General features: G+C 51.6%; 19 protein-coding genes and 1 tRNA gene. 8 read left to right on the forward strand and 12 right to left on the reverse strand.

Features of this window, described 5'->3' with window-relative positions:
- Positions 1-64: 64 nt before the first annotated feature.
- Complete coding sequence (locus tag ACZ51B_RS17045; RefSeq protein ID WP_464297197.1) at positions 65-1,339, forward strand: acetyl-CoA hydrolase/transferase family protein; 1,275 nt, start codon at positions 65-67, stop codon at positions 1,337-1,339.
- A 55-nt stretch (positions 1,340-1,394) separates the two neighbouring features.
- Here the strand turns inward: ACZ51B_RS17045 and ACZ51B_RS17050 are convergent, their stop codons facing one another.
- From ACZ51B_RS17050 to ACZ51B_RS17060, 3 genes are all read right to left on the reverse strand, one after another.
- Positions 1,395-1,952 carry a class I SAM-dependent methyltransferase gene (locus ACZ51B_RS17050; protein WP_464294544.1) on the reverse strand — a complete coding sequence of 186 codons (558 nt, stop codon included), beginning with the start codon at positions 1,950-1,952 and terminating at the stop codon, positions 1,395-1,397.
- A gap of 153 nt (positions 1,953-2,105) precedes the next feature.
- The gene (locus ACZ51B_RS17055; protein WP_464294545.1) at positions 2,106-2,648 is read right to left on the reverse strand and encodes an N-acetylmuramoyl-L-alanine amidase; all 543 of its coding nucleotides are present in this window, start codon (positions 2,646-2,648) and stop codon (positions 2,106-2,108) included.
- A 71-nt stretch (positions 2,649-2,719) separates the two neighbouring features.
- Positions 2,720-3,796, reverse strand: a complete 1,077-nt coding sequence (locus ACZ51B_RS17060) for a hypothetical protein (protein WP_464294546.1) — start codon at positions 3,794-3,796, stop codon at positions 2,720-2,722.
- 414 nt (positions 3,797-4,210) lie between these two features.
- Here ACZ51B_RS17060 and ACZ51B_RS17065 point away from each other — a divergent pair, with 414 nt between their 5' ends.
- Complete coding sequence (locus ACZ51B_RS17065; protein ID WP_464294547.1) at positions 4,211-4,762, forward strand: hypothetical protein; 552 nt, start codon at positions 4,211-4,213, stop codon at positions 4,760-4,762.
- Between the two features lie 344 nt (positions 4,763-5,106).
- On the opposite strand, the gene ACZ51B_RS17070 is transcribed toward ACZ51B_RS17065, so the two are convergent.
- Positions 5,107-6,165, reverse strand: a complete 1,059-nt coding sequence (locus tag ACZ51B_RS17070; protein WP_464294548.1) for a M4 family metallopeptidase — start codon at positions 6,163-6,165, stop codon at positions 5,107-5,109.
- 285 nt (positions 6,166-6,450) lie between these two features.
- Here ACZ51B_RS17070 and ACZ51B_RS17075 point away from each other — a divergent pair, with 285 nt between their 5' ends.
- A complete protein-coding gene (locus tag ACZ51B_RS17075) occupies positions 6,451-7,569 on the forward strand; it encodes an RNA polymerase sigma factor (protein WP_464294549.1) in 1,119 nt (372 codons plus the stop codon).
- Positions 7,562-8,617 (forward strand): hypothetical protein, encoded by a 1,056-nt coding sequence (locus ACZ51B_RS17080; protein ID WP_464294550.1) that lies wholly within the window; start codon positions 7,562-7,564, stop codon positions 8,615-8,617. Before ACZ51B_RS17075 ends, ACZ51B_RS17080 begins: the two co-directional genes overlap by 8 nt.
- Before the next feature lie 17 nt (positions 8,618-8,634).
- Here ACZ51B_RS17080 and ACZ51B_RS17085 read toward each other — a convergent pair whose 3' ends face one another.
- From ACZ51B_RS17085 to ACZ51B_RS17110, 6 genes are all read right to left on the reverse strand, one after another.
- Positions 8,635-9,480, reverse strand: coding sequence for a hypothetical protein (locus tag ACZ51B_RS17085; protein ID WP_464294551.1), 846 nt, complete (start codon positions 9,478-9,480; stop codon positions 8,635-8,637).
- Positions 9,481-9,625: 145 nt separating this feature from the next.
- Positions 9,626-10,531, reverse strand: a complete 906-nt coding sequence (locus tag ACZ51B_RS17090) for a hypothetical protein (RefSeq protein WP_464294552.1) — start codon at positions 10,529-10,531, stop codon at positions 9,626-9,628.
- Positions 10,532-13,630 (reverse strand): CHAT domain-containing protein, encoded by a 3,099-nt coding sequence (locus tag ACZ51B_RS17095; RefSeq protein WP_464294553.1) that lies wholly within the window; start codon positions 13,628-13,630, stop codon positions 10,532-10,534.
- A gap of 271 nt (positions 13,631-13,901) precedes the next feature.
- A tRNA-Val gene (locus tag ACZ51B_RS17100) sits at positions 13,902-13,976 on the reverse strand.
- A gap of 63 nt (positions 13,977-14,039) precedes the next feature.
- Positions 14,040-14,648 carry a redoxin domain-containing protein gene (locus tag ACZ51B_RS17105; RefSeq protein ID WP_464294554.1) on the reverse strand — a complete coding sequence of 203 codons (609 nt, stop codon included), beginning with the start codon at positions 14,646-14,648 and terminating at the stop codon, positions 14,040-14,042.
- Between the two features lie 10 nt (positions 14,649-14,658).
- Positions 14,659-15,336: a protein-disulfide reductase DsbD domain-containing protein gene (locus tag ACZ51B_RS17110; RefSeq protein ID WP_464294555.1), complete on the reverse strand. Its 678-nt coding sequence runs from the start codon at positions 15,334-15,336 to the stop codon at positions 14,659-14,661.
- Between the two features lie 128 nt (positions 15,337-15,464).
- On the opposite strand from ACZ51B_RS17110, the gene ACZ51B_RS17115 reads away from it, so the two are divergent.
- Entirely contained in the window at positions 15,465-16,556 is a 1,092-nt protein-coding gene (locus tag ACZ51B_RS17115) for a glycosyltransferase family 2 protein (protein ID WP_464294556.1), read from the forward strand.
- Here the strand turns inward: ACZ51B_RS17115 and ACZ51B_RS17120 are convergent.
- On the reverse strand, positions 16,553-16,858 hold the full coding sequence (locus tag ACZ51B_RS17120) for a hypothetical protein (protein ID WP_464294557.1): 306 nt from the start codon (positions 16,856-16,858) through the stop codon (positions 16,553-16,555). The genes ACZ51B_RS17115 and ACZ51B_RS17120 overlap by 4 nt on opposite strands.
- A 273-nt stretch (positions 16,859-17,131) precedes the next feature.
- Positions 17,132-18,130, reverse strand: a complete 999-nt coding sequence (locus ACZ51B_RS17125; protein ID WP_464294558.1) for an NAD(P)H-dependent glycerol-3-phosphate dehydrogenase — start codon at positions 18,128-18,130, stop codon at positions 17,132-17,134.
- Positions 18,131-18,341: 211 nt separating this feature from the next.
- On the opposite strand from ACZ51B_RS17125, the gene rpsO reads away from it, so the two are divergent.
- The 3 genes from rpsO to ACZ51B_RS17140 all read left to right on the forward strand — a co-directional run bounded on the left by rpsO (position 18,342) and on the right by ACZ51B_RS17140 (position 21,693).
- Entirely contained in the window at positions 18,342-18,623 is a 282-nt protein-coding gene (gene rpsO / locus ACZ51B_RS17130) for a 30S ribosomal protein S15 (RefSeq protein ID WP_464294559.1), read from the forward strand.
- A 14-nt stretch (positions 18,624-18,637) separates the two neighbouring features.
- Entirely contained in the window at positions 18,638-21,061 is a 2,424-nt protein-coding gene (locus tag ACZ51B_RS17135; RefSeq protein WP_464294560.1) for a polyribonucleotide nucleotidyltransferase, read from the forward strand.
- A 137-nt stretch (positions 21,062-21,198) separates the two neighbouring features.
- Entirely contained in the window at positions 21,199-21,693 is a 495-nt protein-coding gene (locus ACZ51B_RS17140; RefSeq protein WP_464294561.1) for a hypothetical protein, read from the forward strand.
- The last annotated feature ends 74 nt before the right edge of the window (positions 21,694-21,767 follow it).

Here is a 21,767-nt window from a genome sequence, read left to right on the forward strand (position 1 = left end):
TGTGGTTCCTTTGCATGACGTGGATTTTGTGACTGGTTCTGAGCTCCTGTGATCGAGTGAAATGATGAACGTGAAAAGGTTTCTATCGCCCGAAAACGCGGTTAAGGTGATTCAGAGTGGGCAGCGGGTTTATATTCATGGCATTGCTGCTGCTCCTCAGGCGCTGATTCGAGCGATGACGGCTCGTTCTGATGAGCTTCGGAATGTCGAGATTGTTCAGCTTCATACGGAGGGGCCCGCTCCTTACACTGCTCCTGAGATGAAGGATAGCTTCCGGGTGAATGCTCTGTTTATTGGGGCGAATGTTCGGCAGGCGGTTCAGGAGGGGCGGGCTGATTACACACCTACTTTTCTGAGTGAGGTACCGGCTTTGATCCGGGGTGGGTCGATGCCGATTGATGTGGCTTTGATTCAGGTATCACCTCCTGATCGCCATGGTTTCTGTTCATTGGGCGTTTCGGTGGAGGCTACGAAAGCTGCGATTACGGTGGCTAAGCACGTGATTGCTCAGGTGAATCCTAAGATGCCGAGAACTCATGGCGATGGTCTGGTTCACATTGAGGACATTGATTCGATGGTGGAGTATGACGAGCCGATTCCTGAGATGGAGGCTCGGGCGCCTAGTGAGATTGAGACTTTGATTGGGCAGAACGTGGCGGCACTTGTGGAGGATCGGGCGACGATTCAGGTGGGGATTGGTGCCATTCCTAACGCGGTTCTTGCGGCGCTGAGTGGGCATCGAGATTTGGGCGTTCATTCGGAGATGTTCTCGGATGGGGTGGTTGACCTTGTTGAGAAGGGTGTGATTACGGGCAAGTACAAGCGGACGCATCCTGGCAAGCTGGTTTCCGGGTTTGTTTTGGGGACTCGGCGGTTGTATGACTTTGTGGATGACAACCCGCTGGTGGCGATGTTGGACATAGCTTATGTGAACGATACGGCTGTGATTCGGCGGAACCCTCGGGTTACGGCGATTAATAGTGCCATTGAGGTGGATCTATCGGGGCAGGTTTGTGCGGACTCGATAGGTCGGAAGTTGTACTCAGGTGTGGGTGGTCAGGTCGACTTCATTCGGGGTGCTTCTTACTCGGAGGGTGGTAAGCCGATTATTGCTTTGCCTTCGACGACTCGGCGTGGGGAGTCGCGGATTGTGACTGCTTTGAAGCCGAGTGCAGGGGTTGTGACGACTCGGGCGCACGTTCACTGGATTGTGACGGAGTATGGGGCTGTGAACTTGCATGGGCTGAACCTTCGGCAGCGGACGAATGCTTTGATTCAGATTGCTCATCCCGATCACCGCGAGAGTTTGGAGCGGGAAGCTTTTAACTTGGTTTGCTAGGACTGCACCCCATGGGTGAGTTAAGGAAAGTCTTGGCTGGTTGGGCTGGACGTTCTTAGTCGAGTGCTTTTTGCGCGGTTGCGGAGAGGCATTGGACGCCGTGAGAGTGGACGAATTGGATATCGACTACGGCGAATCCGGCGTGGTTTAGGGTGTGGAGGAGGCGGTGGCCGGTATAGCCCCACTTGTGGAATAGGCCGTCGTTGTGTTGGTCGCCCCAAAGGGCTTGGGCGAAGAGGCCCCATTTGTGGCTGGTGTTGTAGTCGCCGGTTGGGTCGGTGTAGAAGTTGGGTTCTGGCGCTCCGAGGAACTGGGCGGCGCACCATGCGATATCGGGGACTTCAATGAGTGCGACTCTACCTGGTTTGAGCACGCGGACCATTTCTTTGCAGAGGGTCATTCCGTCGGCGTAGCCGAAGTGTTCGAGGACGTGGCTTAAGACGACTTGGTCGGCATGGTTGTCCTCGAAGGGGAGGAGGGGGAAGTCGGCTTGGATGACGCTTGGGTTCGCGGGGAATTTGTCGACGTTGGTGTAGCCGTCGCGGATGTCTGAGCCGCAGCCTAGGTTGAGCCGAACGGGTGATTTGGTGATTGTGAAGGCTTGGGGTGACATGGTTGCGCCGGGGATTCCTTGTAGAACTACTAGGAATGTTCGGCGCGTTGGGGTGGGAACTGAATAGTGGGTGCGGCTATTGTCGGTAAGAGTCTCTCATCGCTTTGGAGTGGCTTCGACAGAGTCCCCTGAAGTGGCATCAGGGGATGTGGATTAGTTTAGTTGTTCGAACTCCCACGAGAGGCGAAGTGCGGCATCGCGTTTCTCATAGAATGCCTCCCAAGGGTAGTTGGCAGGATCTTGTTTGCGGCCAAGTTTTCCGGCGGCGTTGACTGCCACATCTTTGTGTCCCTTGATTTGTAGAGGGCCATGTCTTTGGAAGAGAGCTGCTACCAGGTTTGCGACTGCTTGGATTTGGACTTCAGGCCAGTCTTCTCCATCTGGGTGGTGATATCCTGGCTCATCGCCTGGATCGAAATGTTCTTGTTCGATACCGATGGAGGACGGGTTTGAGAAGTTTGGAGAGATCGACTTTCCGACGTGCCAGGCTGTGTCGGCGTCGTCGACGAAATGGTAGATCTCACCTGTTCTGGTGACATACCAGTGAACGGAAACTCCGTGGTGTTTCGTTAGTTGTTCGATATCCCCTTCGACGCGTCCATCCGTTGAGTGAAGGATCAGGGATGTGATTGTATAGCCTTGTCTTCCATGCGCATAGTCTTTGGCTGGTATCCAGTGAAATTGAATTGTTTCCATGGTGATGTATACAGCCTGTTTGACATTCTTGATGCTGGTCTGCAAAGCATGCTTTGCAGACCGTTGTTGTGTTAGAAGTTAAATGAGATTCCTACAAAGGGGCGTCCCATGTAGAAGGAGCGTAGTGATGGTGTGGCTGAATCGATCTCACCGTTGGGCGTCCAATCAAACCGGCTCACTTTGCCGAATGCGAGACCGGCGGTGAACACCATTCTCTGCTTTCGCCCTGCAAAGTAGCTGAGGCCGAGGGCATATACCGTATCTGAAGTGCCGGATATGCCGAAGGTTATTCCGAGGTCTCGACCGATCACGTTTCGGACATGTAGGAACGCTGTTTGTCCGACTTTGTATTCTTCTGAGGTTGGCTTTTGCACTATGTACACTGCTGGTGTGTTCGTGTTGCCGCCGGTGCCTGGTTTGAGCTGTGTGGTGTATTTGAAATCCACGAGGCTGGACACCATTAGTCCAGCGCTGAACTCGATTTTGATACCGCCGTTGGTTGGTATGTTGAGAACCTGCACTTCCGGAGTTCCTGTCTTGCCATCACTGTCGACTTCTGTGAACGTCACGGTGATATCCATTTCGTCTCCTGATGCGGTGAAGGGGCCGACTACCTTGTCTACTAGATAGTCTCCGTCTAGTCCGTGCCGAGCTAACATGACTGCGTGATCGATGGTCTTCATGATTGCGTCATGAGCCTGATCTAGTAGAAGTGCGCGGGCTCTTTCCTCGGGTGATAATGGTGTTTGTGTTTCAGTTTTGAGTGTGACAAGTTCAAGTGTGGCAAGTTTACTGAAAAGAGATGCTGCCTTCTTGCGTATGTCCTCTGGGTTAGGTCTTCCTGAAGAGTCTTTATCTAGGTCATCTAGCAATGCTTCTACTTGCTCAGTAGCCTTTGCGATGTCTTTAAATTTCTTTGGCCTTAAGAGTATTGCCTTCAATTGATCGTCATAATCAGTCAGAAGTTTTAGTTGATATTCGATATTTGGTATATTTGTTTCGTTTATGTGTAGGCTTCTCACACCTACACCCCCTGGTTCTGCTGTTGGGGCCGCTGCTATTTGGAATCCCTTGAATTCTGCTGGGACGTTCGCGAAGTAGGTTTGGCTGGCAGCTTTTACTTCCACTTTTAGAGAGAAGATGTTCACGTTCTGTACTACCACGCGGAATTGTGAGCCGTCTGGCAAACCTCGTGCGATGCTCATATTCGTGGAGCTTGCGTTTGATTTGATGAAAGTATCTCGGGTGTCTGCGTCCACCACAATATCTCTAACGGTCAGGCCTTGAGATTTAGAGTTGCTTGAATCTTGACTTACCTTTGGGGAATTGCCTCGTTGAGTTGTTTGGGCGTAGGTGTTGCCTTGTAGCACTGCACTTAAAATAAGAAGTAGATAGAAGTTTCGTGGCTTCATGTTATTTTGTCTCCGTCGGATATAGAACATGAGGCGGTGGGAGAAACTAACATGAGTTTTTGAAATTTGGAAAAAGTTAACTGCCTTAATTGTTAGTTCTGCAAGTATCCGCGGGTTCTGTTGATGGCGATTGGCGCCAAGGAACCATTTATGTGTTGTACTAACAATCTATCGAGAAGCTCTAGTCTCACTTCGATCTCTTGGAGCGAGCTCTCGTCGCTTGCTCAGACTCCTCTCAATACCAAAGCCTCTGCGAATGGGGGTGAGGCGATGCTCCACATGTCTAGTGCGGGGGATGTATTTGTCTCAAGATCGATCGTTGATGATGGGAAGGTTACGATTCACTTTGCCGGACGCATCGCTGCGATTCAGGTTGACGGAAGTATTACCGCAAGCTATGACAGCGAAAAGAAGATGCTTGAGATTGTTGCGGAGCTTAGTCAACCTGTTAAGCTCGGTCCATTTAGTTGGAGCATTCCGTTGGGGCATTCGACTTTATCGGTAGTAAGGGCGAATGCGTTCGTTGGAGGAAACGTTCCTTCGTGTATTTTGGGCTGCGCAAAGCCGTTGGTGGATGTGGCTACAAACTGCGTGCCGAAGTTGCCAGACGGTGCGGCGTTCTTGGAATGCTTGAAGGATGAGTTGATCAAGCACGTTGGAGATATTCTGCCGTGTCTTATTGGTTGTGCGTTTCAGGCTTGACTTACCGATCCCAGGTCTAGTGATAGAACTGGGATGTCTTAGATATAGCCAACGGGTTTTGCCCGTTGGCGTAGCCATGTTACGAGGTCTTGGATTTCACTGGGCGTATCCCATGTTTGGAATGAGTAGGGAGTTCCATCGAGGATTATGGTGAACGTACCGGCATCCCGTGTTGGATCCGGCACGTTTTGCGCGACTCGATTTGCAGTCGTTTTTACCAATGGAAGGAGGCTCTGAAGCGGTGTTGGCAGATCGCTTTCATCGACTTCAGAGCGTTTTAGAACTGGAGTGAATCCTAATTCTTCCTCGAACATTATTTTCAACTTGATGCCTCTATGCAGTGGTTACAATCCTACCTGTGTCCAGGCTGAATCGACTGCCTTCGCTATCGGGCCGGGGGACATCGAATTTGCGATCATCCGGCTGGTTGACGCCATTTCTGCGAAGTCGGCTGTGTTGTGAAGGGCTCTCATGGTGGCGTACCAAATTGGGCCGAGCGTTTTCCAGGAATAGCCTCCGATCTCCTTGGCGGCGAGATAGAAGGCGTGGTTTGGAATTCCGGAGTTGATGTGGACTCCTCCTCTGTCTCTTGCTTCCGTATAGAGTTTAGACATGTGTGCTGGTTGTGGATCGGTGCCCAGGAACGGATCGTCTTGGAAGGCCGTGCCAGGTGCGGCCATGCTTCGAATTGCCTTTCTGGTTGGTGCTTGGGTGAGGATGTCTTTGCCGATGAGCCAGTCTGCATCGTTGAAGGTTTCGTTTTGCACCCACTGTCGAACCATGGTTCCGAAGGCATCTGCGAAATGCTCGTTCAGGGCTCCTGGCTGTCCGTTGTAGATGAGATCGCATTCGTTGCTGACCACGCCATGTGTTAGCTCGTGTGCGATGACATCTAAGCTCGCTGTAAAGCGGATGAAGGCCTGGCCGTCGCCGTCACCGTACACCATTTGCTGACCATTCCAGAAGGCGTTCGTGAAGTTCTCATCCGCGTGTACAGTTGATATGAGGGGCATGCCTCTGCCGTCCAGGGAATTTCGTCCGAATAGCTTGTTGAAGAAGTCAAAAGTCTTCCCCGAGCCATCGTAGGCTTCATCGACTGCGGGATCGCCCGTAGGCTTTTGTCCTTCTGCGCGAGCGAGGGTGCCTGGTAGGTTGTAGGGATTCAGGGGCGCATTTCGTAGGGTGTAGACCATTCGTTGTGGCTTTGTGGATAGGGCAGCGCCCAGAACCGTCTTTCTCAGATTCTGTTGTGGCTGGAGCATTGAGCGCATGGTCCGGAATGTGGCTGCGGGACTCATGTTTTTGATGGCTATTTTGCGAATCTCGGCGTCGTCCGAATTTGCCATATGGTCCAAGACGTAGGGTGGGAGAATGCAGTGAATTGGATTTCTTGCGTTGCACATTTCAACAGTCCTTGGCGTACAAGAAGAGCCGTACGCACGAGGATGGAACGGTGGTGGGTGTGCAGAACTAACAGTCGATTTATCGGTTGCGACTATTTTTGAATTCCGGCGATAAGGCGTATTGGGAAGTGACCGGGCGTAATCGCGACGAACACCAGGTGGCATCAAGTGATCTCTAGGGGTGAGACCTAATGGATTTGGCTGATCCTGTCTAAAATACTTAAAGTATGCCAATCTGTTAGTCTTCGTTTGGTGTGCTTGCGAAAGGGATATTTGTGAGGTGTTGTGAGCGTCGATCTAAAGTCAGAAGATGTAGAACTCATGCTCGACTCCGCGCTGATCCAGTTCTACGGGGTTGATGGGAAGCCTGTGGGTGATTGGAGCATTGATGCTCTGAAACGGGAAGTAGAGCGCATTGTGAGAAGCAGCCCGCTGTCGGTGGGTTTGGATACCTGCGACGACATTATTCAAGAGGTTTGGATCAAGATTCTTGACGGTCGGAGGAAGTTTCGGTTTCGTGGCAAACCCCAATGGATCTCTTACGTGTCCAAGATTGTTTTGAGTTGCTGCGTAGATTGGTTTCGGCAGAATAAAGCCCAGCAGGAGCTGAAGGAAGAGGACGTTACGTTTGAGTTGATACTGAACTCGAACTACAGCATTATTGACGCGACTGCTGGGGAAGTTTGGCTGGGGTATCCCGCACACATGCCTCTGAAGGAACGGAAGCGGAGGCTTCTGGCTGCTCAGCTTTTCTATTTGGAGAACCAGCCGTGGGAGATTATTTGCAGCATCGTTCAACCGAAGATTGACCGTGAGACGCTTGATTCATGGTTGCAGGACGAGGCAACTCTTAAGGATTTGGCGTATCACGAGATTTACTTGAGTGGTCCGCGTTTGGTGAAGCACCTTTTGAAATTGGCTAAGGAGCCTGACCTTGCTCAACTGTTTATGGAAGCACGGGATAGGGACCATGATGAACCTGGAATGGGATCCTGGACTTGGGGGGAGATCTTGGCGATTATCTGGAGGTTTGGCTTTGGCTATCCGCGTCAGAGGGTATATCAACGGTTGGGCGTCACGATGAGTGAAGAGGCTTTAGAGGCCCATTTTGTTAGATGTGGTTCCTTACTTGAGTTTAACGAATGCATGGTATGTCTTCAAGAGTCTCTTGGAACCCATTGTCGAAAGGTACTGTCTCATAAAGGGATATGGCGTCGATTGGCGTTTGAGTATCGTTATAAGGACGAACTTGAGCTTGAGGATATCTTTGAGCGGATGTCTTCACAAGCGGAATTTTCAGGGTTTCACTTGACCGTCGGTTCTCTCAATATGTGGCTGTCTGGAAGGCGGCTTCTGATGGAACTCCAGTCGCGTTTGGAGGGGATGGGACTCGAAGATGAGTAAACAACCTGATTCGGATTCTCCGGAGAGCTTTTTCGATTTAGCGGTGATCGCTGATGGTTCCTATGTGGATAGTGTGCCTGGCGTTGAGGAGCACGTTCGATACTTGAGTCATGCACTGACTCCTTCTGATGAGGAGGGCTTTTTGGTTGCTATCACTCGTCATTCGGAGTCGCGGCGTGAATTGGTTACTGTCCAGGGGTTGTTATCTCATCTACAGTCTCTTCCTTGGGTTCAGGTTGTGCAGCGAAGTAGGGAAGAGGGTGTTGAGGGAATGGTTGCGAGAGCCTGGATGGGCGTTTTGCTCGATCTGTTTCGGGCGAACTTGGCTCTCAAGCTTTCGGGGGCGAAGATACATCTTCAAGAGTTGGCTCAAGCCGACTTTAAGTTAACGAATCATTTACGGAACCTGTTTGTGGCTTGTCATCCTCCTCAGATGGTAGCGCCGGCAATCTATCGAAGTGGACCGGAGCCTGCAGATCTGAATATCGAGGCTTTTTTGGACCAGAACGGTGACTTGGCTGTTCATCTGACGGTGAGTCCAGCACGCCTGGAAGACTGGGAGAATCGGACGGTGGAGGTTTCTCTCAAGGTTCAGGTACCGGTGGTGGTGGGCGTTGGTAAGGTGCAGAATGGGCGGTTGGAACTGGTTGTTCCGCAAGCGGGCCAAGTTCTCGGTAGACCTATTGGTCCCATCGATCCATCAGAGCTGACGGTTGCGGAGTCTGGGGGAGGAAGTGGCGATTTGGTAATGCAGCCGATCGACTATGAGGAGGCTGGGATTGAGCATCCTCGACTCGTTGACTTTCCGATATTTGAGAATGGTTCTCTGAAGGCAACTATGATTGCGCCCAGTTCTTTTCGAAGTGCCTATGTTGATTGTGAGTTAGAAATTTATCTTAGCCTTCAATCGGGGCAGCACCAGAAACTGGCCGAAGTGAGGTTGTTGGAGGGTCAAGAGGTTTATACGATTGAGATGGTTTGGCCGGACTCGCCCTTTATGAGTGGACGAGTCCCGCTATGTTTGCGGTACCGAATCGCTCGTCATTGAGTTCCTCGGGCTGCTGGTTATGGGTTGGGTGGCGGGCATGGGCCGTCGTAGATTTTCAGGATTCCCGTGCCAAGTAGATAGCCAGTGCCATCATTGAAGATACTTGTATCCACACAGACGCAGCCAGGAGCTTGCGCTATGGCGGAGCCTGTTACTTGTTCTATGATCACATTAGGCCAGTCATCTGCGTTTCCACCAAAGTTAGGTGCAATAGGAGTACTTGTACCTTTGATAATGTCCAGAGGTTGCCCCGTATTGACCAAGGCAGTTCCCGTAATATTCTGTGCATAGTTTGTTGTCCCTTTCAGCAATTTGTTGACGAGTGCCGCTCTATCCACCATGTAATCACTCGCGAACTGAGCGACTGAGAGATTCCCTCCGTAGATATCGAAGTGTAAGTTGCCATATTCTGGCGTGGCCATCAAGAGCGTTTGACCCGTAATGTTGTTTGCGAAGAGGTTGGCAGGTGGTGTAGGCGGAACATATCGAACAAATAGTGTTCGCGTATCGATTGCGAATTCTGCGATGAAGGCACCGTTTCTGAGTCCTGCCGACAGAGCCTGGAAATTCTGCACGTCCAGAAGATTGCCTTTCTCTGGCAGAGCAACGTCAAAGACTCTGCTGAACATTGAGACACTTCGTCGACTCACAGAGGCTCCTTGTAGAACGACCGTGACGATGTCTTGAAGTTTAAGCGCAGTTGGTGCTGTGCCAGACCACTTTCCTCTTACGTTGATGAAATACTGAGTCGGACTGGATAGCATCATTACCATATCCGACCAGTCGTCCGATGAATAGACAACCGTATGCTCTAAGTGCTGTGGGTTACTATTCAACTCTAGAATCGCTGCTTTTTCACTCATATAAATGATCTCCAAATGGCTGGTTGTTCACTCAGCCGATTGGAGAAACGGACGTGGTTGCGTAAATCTAACAGGTGTCCCAATATTTGTGGGGACACCTGCTTATGGCCTGAGATGGAAGCGATTTTGCTGTGATGTAAGGCTTTTAGTACTTTTTTATGATGACGTCATGGAGGTAGTTGTCAACTCCGACGCTGACGTCAACGCATACCAATCCGGTAGGATTGGTTCCAGGATTGGCTCTAATATTCTCGACGATGACACTTGGATACCAGTCTTTAGTTGCAAAGAAAGTGAAACTAGGTTTACCATTCGGTAGTCCAAGAGGTGCAGTATTTCCTCGCAGAGTTAAGGAGAAAGTTGTTTCGAAGTATTTGAAATTGTTGACTTGATTTGGTGTGAGGCTATTCAGTAAACCTGAACGGTCTTTGATGTAGTCCACAGCAAAAATAGCTCGCTGTACATGGTCTTGACCTATATCGAAATGGAGATGTCCATAGTCGTTTATCTCTATTGGAACGTTAGGGTTTAATTGAGGAATTGCCTTTGTCATGGGCGTGATAGTCGCTGAAAACCTGGACTGTGGAGCAGCGCCTTGGGGAGGTGAGTAAAGCACACTTATGATGTCGGTGTAGTCTGCAAACTCGACAAGGATTGCACCGTAAGGAAACGCTTTTTTGAGTCCAAAGTCAATCTGCTCAGCATCGTAAAGTTTGTACTTTTCCAATTTATTAATGCTCTCTGACTTTGAGTCATTGGGAAGAGCTAAGAATGCGCTCCTGAATTTATGGTAGGAGGATAGAGCCCCGCCTGCCCACTTCATGTATATGGTAACAGGTTCCCGTATAGAGAATATTTTATTGTTGTGGCCCCATTCCTTGCCTTCGTCAAAGAACTTGATCGGATCCTTTACTATTTCATAGAGTATGTCGAAGTCGTCTGCAAGGTAGATTATTGATGTTTCGTTTCGTGTCCGCTCGTATTGAAGATTGATTCGGGCCAGGTGGTCGATTTGTCGGTTTGGGTTTGTGGTTTGCCTTTGTGTTGACATTTAGATTCCTCTTTTGCTTCCTTCCTTCGTGCTTAAATAGATATCAGAAGCGAAATACTCAAGGGTTTTTTGTTTCCACTTCTTTGTAAGGTCTTTCTCTGGTCCAAGCTGATGATCGATAAGGAGTCCTACCTCTTCCATCTCCAACGAGCGGGCTCTAACTCGGTCCTGTAGTCCTTTGCTTTCGGTGCGGGCAACTGCTGAAACAAGTGCTAGGCACTGACTGGCTTCCAGAGGGAGGGATTTCGCTTCGTATAGGCGGGTGAGTTCCAGGAGGGTGACGCCCACGAAGTGTGAGTAGTGGCAGGCGAGGGAGTCTTTTAGCATCCTGCGGAAGAAGAACTCGCTCTCCTCGTGCCGGCCCACTGTGCGATAGATTCTTCCTAGTCCAATCCAGACAAAAAGTAGGTCTGGATTGGGGCGTGGTAGGTTGGAAACGAGGTCCCATGCTTGGTCGGCACTGGTTATCGCGAGGGGGTAGTTCGTTGTGAGCAAGGCCAATCGGGCTTTTATGAGAAGCCCACTGGCGAGAATGGGGATGGGTAGGAGGGAAGTATTTAGCCTTTCTAGGCAGTTCAGCATTTCACTTGTTTGGTCTAGTCTTCCCCATTGCAAATAGAGATCTGCGAGGTCTAAATAGGTGTCTGCTGCTTTGGGAGTGTCTTGAAGTTTTAGACACAACTCAGCGCGGTCTTTCCATAGGATCTCGGCTTGCGAGTAGTCTTGCTTCCTTCTGGCGAGGGTTCCTTCAAGTCCTCTCAGTTCGATTTTTAGGGGCAGATCGTCGTTTTGTGATGCCGTTTCGTTTGCTACTTTGATCATTAGTGCGAAGTCGGTTTGCATGCCTGCTTCGAGAAAGGACCGAGAGAGTGAACGGGCTAGATCGGAGATCAGTTCTTGGTTTTGTAGCTCTTTGGCTGTGCGAATAGCCAGGCGCAGATTGCCAATCTCTAGCCAGAGTTTGGCGCTTGACTCTGCTACTTCTCCCTTATCAAAGAGGTGTTTTAGGTGCTTTGCTTTGTCTGCATAGTGGATGGCGTGACGAATTTTGACGGGGTTTAGGTCTGTGCTTTGGGCGGCTTCGGCCAGATATTCACGTACGGTGTCCAGACTGAAAAATCGCTTTTCGGATCCTTGGATTGTTGAGGCTAGTAGGCTCTGATCGTAGAGACTCCCGATTTGCTCCTCGATCGTGGGGTTGTCGCTTATGATTGCGGCTGCGTCCTTGAGGGTAAAGCCTCCTGAGAATACTGAAAGCTGCATTGCCAACTTCTTCTCTGAGTCTGCTAGAAGGTCGAACGAGTCCTGGATTACGATTCGTATGCTTGCGTGTCGGTCCCTGGTTTTGGATGAATGTTTTAGATCGTCTAGGAGTCGCGTTTGCAGCCGTTCGTGAAGGTCTTCTAAGCTGAAGTGGCGCAATCGACTTGCGGCAAGGATGAGTGCGAGGGGTACTCCTTGCAGGAGGTCGACGAGAGATTCGACGATTGGTCGATTTTTGGTTGTGACTTCGAAGCTTGCGTTGCTTTGTCGAGCAGCGTCTGAAAAGAGTTCGACTCTGTCTGAGAATTTGCTGCCCTTGGTTTTGTTCTTTGCGAGGGTCTCTAGTTCATAGGTGAATTCGGAATCTATGCCCAGGATGATTCGACTTGTCGCAAGGATTTTGATGCCCGGTGCAGCGAGCAAAATTGTTTGTAGGATTGATGCGTGTTGGACACATTTTTCGAAGCAGTCGACAATTAGCAGCTGACGTTTTTTTTCGAGTTGAGTTGCCAGATCATGAAGGTCTCGGTAGCTGTATATGGCCGTTGCTCTTGCGATGGCCGAAATGATCTCTCCTGGTCCTTCAAGGGTGTCGCATTCTACGAGTCGGACGCCGTCTTGGAAGTCTAGTTGGAGATCGAGGCCCACTCGTCTGGCGAGGGAGGTTTTTCCCATTCCTCCCATTCCAAAGATGGTCACCAATCGCACAGATGGATCTCGCAGCATGTTCCAGAGATCTTGTTGCTGCTTTTTGCGCCCTACGAAGTTTCGTAGATCTGCTCCGTAGTTCGTTTGGGCGACTTCAGTTGTTGGAGCTTCTGTCAGGGTGGTTGGAGCCTCTGACTTGGCGGTGGTTAGCACTGGGATTCCCCACTCGTGGTGACAGCCACAGATGGATGCTCGGGCTTTGTGTACTGCTAAATCGAGTGGGTCGCCCGCTGTGAGGTTTAGATACAAGTTGGGCATGAAGATCGCTGCGGTGATGTCCCGGATCGGCTGTTGCATTGCCACCACGGCGCAGGATGTTTGTTCGCGAAGTGGGGCACTCACTCGACTGGTTGAGCCGCTTGTGAGGCAGCCACTGAGCACCACTAGTCGTGTCTGAGTCTTGCTCAGTGTTTTTGCTAGGTCTTCTCCGTAAAGGACTGAGTATCCCGGTTCTTTGTCGCTTTCGAGGACCAGTCCTCCTCCCGTGGGGGTCTCGATACCGTGTCCGATGAAGTGGATCACATCTGGCTGGAATGTTTCAACATCTTCTAGAAAGCCCTTTTTGTGAGCCCGTGTGATTTGACGAACTTCAAATCCGCTTCTGGTGAGGATGTTGATGGTGCTGTCAAACTCTGCCCGCGCAAAAGTTAGTGGACCGAACGGGTGGGTTTGTGGGTCGGCGAAGGCGACGAGGAATTTTGTATTTGTTGCTTGATGTAGCCGGAAGAGCTTTTTGTTTGGTGTTCCACGCAAGAGCAGGACAAGGGGGTGTTTTGCAAGAGCTCCTAGTTCGTCGAGCCAGATGTATTCCCAGGGAATTTGGAGAAGTCGGTTTTCGGATACGTCGATCCAAAGGCGGATGTGTCCGAGGCTTAATTGGGCAATGAGAGCTTGGCTGATTGTCCCTGGCATTGCCATTTTGGCGAGTTGGCGTCCCAAGTTTTGTAGCGCCTTTGCGGATGCAGGGTTCTTTTCGGGTTCGTTAAGAGCTTTATCTTGAAGGGTTGTTACATCGACCAGCTTAGAGTCTTGCTGGGCCAGCAGCTGGTGTTTGGTTTCGTTGTACAGACGCGCACTGACGCGTTGACTTTCGGTGTGTAGTGAAAGACGAAGGTCTGTGAGCCTCATCAAATGTAAAATCCCCGTCACGGAATATACACTGTGGTGCTTGCAGAAGTACCGGCATCTGTACCATCCGTTTGGTCAGATTGTGTTCTGTGGGATGGTTATGAACTGTTGGTAGTTCAGAACCTTGGGCGAACAGTTTGCCGGATGAATACGGCGTTGTCAGGTGATGCGCAAACTGTAGGGAGTTTTGGTTGTTAAGATCCAGGGAAGGACCAATGAAGACCAGGAGCGGAAAGCGTAGGGTTACACGAGCGTGTGAAGTTATTTTGAATGGTGGGCAGTACAGGGATTGAACCTGTGACCCCTACAGTGTCATTGTAGTGCTCTACCACTGAGCTAACTGCCCGCGAAGGGACTTTTATTATGTCGCCTGTTGACGGGCTACGTCAACAGGCGGGGGTGAAAGAGGTCAGTACTTGACGCTACAGCCGTAGGGGCGGGTGGTTGGGGTGGAGATGGGTTTGCCGGACATGGCCTCTTGGAGGGTTGTCAGGGCGTAGTTTTTGGCGGTTTTTACGTCTTCTGGGTCTGGGCTTGCTTTGTCATCGATGGCGCCGTTGTAGATGAGTTTTCCTTCGGGGTTGATGATGACGATTTGGGGGGTGGTTTTGGCACCGTAAAGTTTGCCTAGCTTGCCTTCGGAGTCCATGAGGACTGTGACGGCGCTGGATTTGACGGCTTTCATATTGGCTAGCTGCTCTTCGGCAGAGATGTAGCCTTGTTTGCCTGGTGCGGAGGAGCAGACGCTGAGCCAGACGGCGCCCATCTGTTTTGCTTTGGCCTGGGTGGCTTGCATGTTGCCGCTACCGTAGTGCTTTTTCACGAAGGGGCAGTCTTTGTTTGTCCACTCTAGAACCACGTATTTGCCTTTGAAATTTTCGAGGTTATAGGTTTTGCCATCTGCGCCTTTGGCGACGGTTGTTGGGGCTGCCTCGCCCACTTTGGCGACGGGGCCCTGGGCGGCGATGGTGGCCACTGCGAGCGCTGCGAATAGAGTTGGTTTGATCAATGTGAGCATGGTTTTTCTCCTAGTTATTGATGGGGACGTCTACTGAAATTGTTTTGGAACCGACGGTGAGGATGCCTCGGAGTCGGGTGGGTGGTTTGTTCATGTACTCGGACTGTTTGAGTTCGAGGGTGAAGCCGGTTGGGTTGGGTGTTGGGGATTGCGGGGCGCTGTTGTCGAGGACTGCCTGGTCTAACGGGAAGAACTTCAATTGGGCGATTGGGGTGGGGGTGATCGCTTCTAGTTTGAAGCCGTTTGCCGTTTTGCTGGCGCTGAATTTCCAGTCACTTGCCTTTGCTGGTTGAGATTGTTCGGCTTGTTGGAGTTTTGCAGCGAGTTTGGGGTCGATGGTCAATTTTTGGGTGTCTGAGCCGGGGATGCAGGCTTCTTGGCAGACGAGCCATTTGGCTGTGGCGGTGATGGCTGGACGCATGACCGACTTGCTGGGGGTGATTCGGGCTAGGAGGACGGCTTCTTTTTCGTAGACGAAACTGGTGAGGCCTTCGGCGACGAGGGCGACGGGTTTGGGGAAGGGGAGTTGCTCTACCTTCCAGCCTGTGGGGACGTTCCACTTGATGAGGGTTGGGATGCCGGTGTCGCCTGGATTGGACCAGTAGATGTGCCAGTGCGGGTCCATGGTGAAGATGACCGCGGCGAGGAAGGGTTTACCTGCGCGGATATTTGTTTCTGATGCGACCACGCGGATTCGTGCGTGTTGCTCAGTTTGGAGTATGCCCAGACACAGTGCAGCCAGTAACAATCACAGTCCCTCTTTAGGAAGATACGTCTTATTTTGGTGCTTTGTTCACAGGAAGTAGACTTCTTAACGTGTCCGCTTTCCTTCTTGTGTTCTACGGCGTGTTCTTGTTTGTCTCGTGGACGAATGCGTTTTTGATGCGGCGGCCTAGGAAGGGGGAGGGTGGGGCGAAGGTTTGTGTTTTGATTCCTGCTCGAAATGAGGAAGCGAACCTTGGGGATTTGGTTCCTGCTTTGTTGGGGCCGAATCCGGATTTGCGGGTTTATGTTTATGACGACGACTCGTCGGATGCGACGGGGGCGGTGGCTTCGAGGGCTGGGGCTCGGGTGATTCGGTCTTCAGGTGAGTTGCCTCAGGGGTGGACGGGGAAGAACCATGCTTGTTATCAGCTGGCGAACATTGCTTTGGAGGATACGGATGCCGAGTGGTTTCTGTTTCTGGATGCGGATGTTCGGCCGAAGGCGGATTTTATTCCGTTTATGCGGAGTTTGATTGACGAGGTTGGGCGGCGGAGCAAGGTGATTACTGGGTTTCCTCACGTGATTCCGGGTGAAGGGATTGAGCCTTTGTTTTTAGGCTGGGTGGGTTGGGTGTTGTTGAGTACGAACCCTTATGGGATTGTTTCTCGGACGAAGATGGGGCACAACCGGTTTACGAATGGGCAGATTCACTGTTGGAATCGGCATACGTATTTGGATCTTCAGCCGAATGAGGCGGTTCGGAACAGCATTCTTGAGGATGTGAAGATGGGGCGGCTTTTGGCTAAGCGGGGGATCCCTGTTGAGGTGGCGAACCTTTCGAGTGTTTTGGAGGTTCGGATGTATCGCACCTGGCGTGAGAGTTTCGATGGGATGTCGAAGAACTCGTATGAGATCACGGGTTCTGTGATTGGAACTTTAGGGTTGGCCCTTTTGATGTTGTTTATGGGCTGGGGCTGGTTGCTTGCGGGGCCTTTTGTTGGATGGGCCTATTTGATTTTGGTGTTGAGTGGGATTGGGTGCTCGTTGGTTGTTCGGGCACGCGGATGGGGGGCTGTTCTGTTGCCGGTTGTGCTGAGCATTGGAGCTGCTACCTTGATCCGTTCGATGTTTTGGCATCGAACGGGCAAAGTGAGTTGGAAGGGAAGGGATTATTCCCAGGAGCAGCTTGAGCGCAAGGACTAGTGGTGCTTTGCGTCTTCGAGAGCTTCTTCGCGTTCTTTAGCCGCTGGGTAGAGGGCTGTGAAGGCGATTGCCCAGACGAGTGCTGCTGCGAAACCGATGCCTGCGCCAAGGAATCCGTTGTGGATGTCCTGTAGCTGTAGGTCTTTTACGTGTGGGGAGCCGAAGATGGTGCCCATGTAAAAGCCAGCCAGTGTGAAGATCACGGGGACGAGAGTCCAGGAGTAGATGACTCCAAACCGAGTGTCTTCGCTTCGCTTGATGCGGTCGAACAAGCTTGAACCTTGAGGTGCTGGTTGCTCCATTACACTGGTATTGTGGCCTAAAAACTGGGAATCTTGCCCTATTGTTGCGGGCTGGACGGTTGCTGGTGAGATTTTTAGTAGAAAATGGTGTGGGTTTGGCAATTGGTTGCCAATAAAAATAAGACTACAAGATTTTGAGCATTGCCTGGAACCTCGCTGAGGTTTTGAGCGTCTCAAAGATGTTGCTCCAGATAGTGCGGTTGCGCGAGGCGCCCCGCTAGGAGACGACGAACGGTAAGAGGGGTCTACACAAGGTGGACTCCTACTCGTTTTTTAGGGGTTGCTATTTTTCAGAAAGTGATCCATTTTTGGAGCGCGCTCCATCAGCATTGCCACCGCCTGTTTGGGTGTGATTTTGGCTCGGATGACTCCTTCTACAGCTGCGAATACGGGGATATCGATCTCTAGCTGTTTGGCGAGCATCATAGTTGCTTCGCTTGTGGGGACGCCTTCTGCTACCTGGCCTACGCTGGCGATGGCTTCTTGCAGGGTGGATCCTTTGCCTAGTGCTCTTCCGAGTCGGTAGTTTCTGGAGAGTTGGCTGGCGGCTGTGGCGAAGAGATCGCCTACTCCTGCGGGGCCTAGGAAGGTGTCGAGTTGGGCTCCCATTCGGGTGCCGATTTTTGCCATTTCCATGAGGCCGCGGGCGATGAAGGCTCCTTTGGTGTTGTCTCCGAAGCCTAGGCCGTCGGACATTCCGGCTCCGATGGCGAGGACGTTTTTGAGTGCGCCTGCTAGTTCGATGCCGACGACGTCGTCTGTGGTTGAGACTCTGTAGGTTGCGCAGTTGAAGGCGACTTGGACTTTATCGGCTGCTTCTTGGTTTTTGAAGGCTGCGATGCCGATGGTTGGGATTCCTCGTGCGATTTCCATGGCGAGGTTGGGGCCGCTGAGGACGCCGACTTCTGCGTTGGGGAGGACTTCTTCTACTACTTGGCAGAGTGGTTTTGCGGTGCCGACTTCTAGTCCTTTGGAGCTGACTACGATGAGGGGGTGTTCACCTTGGACTTCCTCGACTACTTGGCGGACGGCTCCTGACGGAACTGAGACGACGGTGAGGTCGATGTCTTGGAGGATAGTGGAGATATGTTTGAACTGCACATCGCGTGGAATGACGAAGCCTGGGAGGTATCGCAGGTTCTCTCGATGGGACTCTAATATATAGAGTTCTTCTTCGCTTCTTCCGAGTAGGGTGACGTTGTGTCCATTTCTTGCAAGCAAGATCGTTAAGGCCGTCCCCCAGCTACCGCAGCCCAACACCGCAACATTCATGAGTTTTGAAGGTACCCCGCAGAAGTGGTTTACGTAGATGTCGCATTTCACGCATTGGGTTTGTGGTATAACATTGCCTGAGGTCTACAAGGCCGAGTTTGCCGTTGACTGGAGCGCCCTCCGAAAACTTGGACGCTACATTGAGCGGCTGACATAGCCTGTACCTCTAAATCCAAAAAATTTGACCGTCGAGGCTAAAAACACTTCAAGCATGCCGCTAAATCCTGAAATCAAGCAGAGCACGATCGCTGAATACGCAACCCGAGAGGGAGATACTGGTTCTACCGAAGTCCAGATCGCGATCTTGCAGGGCCGAATCCTACAGATTACGGACCACCTACGAACTCACAAGAAAGACTTCCACTCGCGTCGTGGGCTTCTTCTCCTCGTGGGTAAGAGGCGACGACTTGAGGCCTACTTGCGCAACAAGGATGTCGTTACCTACCGTGAGCTTATCAAGAAGCTCGGTATCCGCGAAGTGAAGCCCCGATAGTCGGAGGCATCTGAATGATTCATTCCCACGAATTCGAGGTAGGGGGCAAAACCCTCTCCCTCGAAACGGGCCGCGTTGCTAAGCAGGCAGGCGGAGCCGTCTTGTTGGGCATGGGCGAAACCGTCATCCTTGGCGTCGCTACCATGTCCGAAAAAGCCCGAGAGGGTATCGATTTTCTCCCGCTCGTCTGTGACTACGAAGAGCGCAAGTATTCCGTCGGTAAGATTCCGGGCGGCTTTATTAAGCGCGGTGGACGACCTTCTGAGAAGGCTGTTCTTACGAGTCGCTTGATGGACCGGCCTTTACGTCCGCTTTTCCCTAAGGGTCTTCGAAATGACGTTCAAGTCATTGCGATGCCATTTGCTGTAGATCAGGATTGTCCTCCAGACGTTCTTGCTATCTGTGCTGCAGGTGCTGCTCTTAGCGTTAGCGACATTCCCTTCAAGTACCCCGTTGCGGGCGTTCGTGTTTGCCGTGTAGATGGCGAATTCGTTCTTTTCCCTTCGATTCCTGAAATCAAATCCAGTGATCTCGACTTAGTTGTCGCGGGTCATGCCGGTGCGATTTCGATGGTTGAGTCGGGCGCAAGCGAAGTTACTGAAGAGGACATGATTGAAGCTCTCAAGTTCGCACATGATTCCATTAAGGTGATCTGTGCTGAGATTGAGAAGTTCAGCAAGATGGTTGCTAAGCCTAAGCGCGAAGTGGTTCTCCACTCCGTTGACGAAGGTCTTAAGAAGGCTATCGACAAGCAGTTTGGTAAAGAGATCCAGAAGACTCTTCTTGGATCCAAAGACAAGGCCATGCGCGAGAGCGCTCTCGATGACCTGATTAAGGGCATCGTGACTGAGATGAAGCCTGCTTATGCTGACCAGCCAGAACTTCTTGGCCAGTTGCACGAAGCTGCTGACTCAGTGGTTAAGGGCGTTGTCCGCGAGCTTATCATCAAGAAGGACACTCGTCCTGACGGTCGAAAGCTTGATGAGATCCGACCTCTTGAGGCGATTGCAGGAATTCTTCCTCGCGTTCACGGTTCCGGGTTGTTCACACGTGGTCAGACTCAGGTCATGACGATTGCGACGCTTGGTTTGCCGAACGATGCGCAGACATTGGATGGACTTGAGGATGAAGAGCCGAAGCGCTATATGCACTTCTACAACTTCCCAGCCTATTCGGTTGGTGAGGTTCGCCCTTCACGCGGTCCTGGTCGACGAGAAGTCGGTCACGGCGCGCTTGCTGAGCGAGCGTTGCGTTCGGTGATTCCTCTCGACGATCCTGAGTTCCCTTATACGCTTTTGCTCGTATCTGAAGTGCTTGAGTCCAACGGTTCGACGTCGATGGCGTCGGTTTGCGGTTCTACTCTTGCTCTGATGGATGCTGGCATCCAGATCAAGGCTCCTGTTGCAGGAATTGCGATGGGTCTTATGTCCGACGGTAAGGTCTTCAAGGTCCTGACCGACATCATGGGCATGGAAGACTTCTGCGGCGACATGGACTTTAAGGTTGCGGGTACCCGAGACGGTATCACGGCTCTTCAACTTGACACCAAGTTGGACGGTATTCCTGACGAAGTTCTTGCACGAGCGTTGTCTCAGGCGAAGGATGCTCGATTTAAGATCCTCGACGTGATCGAGGCTGAGATTTCTGCTCCTCGTTCGACTGTTGGCGACACGGCTCCATCCGTAACTACTATCCAGATCAACCCAGAGAAGATCGGTGCGGTTATCGGACCTGGAGGAGCGGTTATCAAGAAGATGACTGCTGAGACTGGCGCTAGCATTGACATCCAGCAGGATGGTCGAGTGTTGGTTGGCGGTTCTACGGGCAAGATCGTTAAGGATGCGATTGCTCGAATCAAGGCTCTAACTGAAGAAGTTAGCGTTGGTAGCGAGTTCACCGGAAAGGTCACCCGAGTTATCGGCCGTGGCGCGATGGTGGAGTACATCCCTGGACGTGAGGGTCTGGTTCCGACTGAGCACTTGACGACTCAAGAGATTCGACGACCTGATGATGCTGTGAGCGTAGGCGATGAGCTTAACGTGAAGGTGTTTGAAGTCGACTCTATGGGCCGTGTCAACTTGACTGCTCTCGGTATCAAGCAGACTTTGAAGGGTCTTGAGGGTAACGAGACGGCTACTCCTCCTGCTAGCAATGGCGGCGGTGGACGTGGCGGTGACCGAGGCGGACGCGGCGGAGACCGCGGTGGTCGAGGCGGAGATCGCGGAGGTCGAGATGACCGAGGCGGACGAGGCGGAGATCGCGATTTTCGGGGTAACCGAGACGACCGTGGACCACGACCAAGCCGATCGGCTTCGGAAGACACTTCTACCAAGGCTGTAGCTGAGGTAACGAGTGCTCCAGAAGTTCCAGACTCTTTCCCTAAGAGAGAGCGCGGCGAGGACGACAACGTTAACGCTCGATTCCGACCACGACGCTAAGGCTTCGTTAAGTTAAACATGGCGGCCACTGGAGTGATCCAGTGGCCGCTTTTGTTTTGATAGGCTGAACGTCCCTGCTGTGGGGAGTGAGGCGTATTGTTGTGGCTGCCGATACGTATAGTAGTTGGGAGTTTGAAATGAACAGCAAGGTTTTATGGAAGGTCGGCGTTGCGGGAGCAGCATTGCTGGCTTTGGTGTGTGTGGCGGCGGCGCAGGTTAACGACACACGCGCGGATGTTTTCAAGCTTCAGTTGCAGCGATTTGAGGGGAACTTCAAGTCGGGCGGTCCTGGGGGCAGCGAGATTTCGGTGAAGGACTCGGCTAAAGGTGCTGAGTTGGTGCTGAAGAACTCTGGGAAGGTTGGACCTAAAGAGATTACAGCTACTGCGGAGTACGATGCTTCTACTAAAAAGCAGAAGGCGACTCTTACGATTGATGGCAAGACCTATGAAGGGGTTGTCAGCGTAGTGGGCAAGGAGCTTTTGTTAGAGTTCAAGCGCGGGAAAGAAGCCACGTTGCGGCTGCGCATGAAGTTTAAGGGAAGCGCGGAAGCCGAGGTGAAGTATTCCTCGCAAGAAGACGGTAAGGCGGAAATCGATGTGATTTCCTTTACTGTTCGGCGTGCTGATTAAAAACAGCACGCTTCTTAAGGCAAGAACCGCTTTTGAGAAGGGCTAAGGGCCTGGTTTTCAGGTAGCCTTTTCAA

This window comes from Fimbriimonas sp. LA-C6, from assembly GCF_055398105.1.

Coding starts and splice junctions, on each gene's coding strand:
- ACZ51B_RS17045 (WP_464297197.1), top strand. CDS start 65: ATGAACGTGAAAAGGTTTCTATCGCCCGAAAACGCGGTTAAGGTGATT.
- ACZ51B_RS17050 (WP_464294544.1), bottom strand. CDS start 1,952: ATGTCACCCCAAGCCTTCACAATCACCAAATCACCCGTTCGGCTCAAC.
- ACZ51B_RS17055 (WP_464294545.1), bottom strand. CDS start 2,648: ATGGAAACAATTCAATTTCACTGGATACCAGCCAAAGACTATGCGCAT.
- ACZ51B_RS17065 (WP_464294547.1), top strand. CDS start 4,211: ATGTGTTGTACTAACAATCTATCGAGAAGCTCTAGTCTCACTTCGATC.
- ACZ51B_RS17070 (WP_464294548.1), bottom strand. CDS start 6,165: ATGTGCAACGCAAGAAATCCAATTCACTGCATTCTCCCACCCTACGTC.
- ACZ51B_RS17080 (WP_464294550.1), top strand. CDS start 7,562: ATGAGTAAACAACCTGATTCGGATTCTCCGGAGAGCTTTTTCGATTTA.
- ACZ51B_RS17085 (WP_464294551.1), bottom strand. CDS start 9,480: ATGAGTGAAAAAGCAGCGATTCTAGAGTTGAATAGTAACCCACAGCAC.
- ACZ51B_RS17090 (WP_464294552.1), bottom strand. CDS start 10,531: ATGTCAACACAAAGGCAAACCACAAACCCAAACCGACAAATCGACCAC.
- ACZ51B_RS17095 (WP_464294553.1), bottom strand. CDS start 13,630: ATGAGGCTCACAGACCTTCGTCTTTCACTACACACCGAAAGTCAACGC.
- ACZ51B_RS17105 (WP_464294554.1), bottom strand. CDS start 14,648: ATGCTCACATTGATCAAACCAACTCTATTCGCAGCGCTCGCAGTGGCC.
- ACZ51B_RS17120 (WP_464294557.1), bottom strand. CDS start 16,858: ATGGAGCAACCAGCACCTCAAGGTTCAAGCTTGTTCGACCGCATCAAG.
- ACZ51B_RS17125 (WP_464294558.1), bottom strand. CDS start 18,130: ATGAATGTTGCGGTGTTGGGCTGCGGTAGCTGGGGGACGGCCTTAACG.
- rpsO (WP_464294559.1), top strand. CDS start 18,342: ATGCCGCTAAATCCTGAAATCAAGCAGAGCACGATCGCTGAATACGCA.
- ACZ51B_RS17135 (WP_464294560.1), top strand. CDS start 18,638: ATGATTCATTCCCACGAATTCGAGGTAGGGGGCAAAACCCTCTCCCTC.
- ACZ51B_RS17140 (WP_464294561.1), top strand. CDS start 21,199: ATGAACAGCAAGGTTTTATGGAAGGTCGGCGTTGCGGGAGCAGCATTG.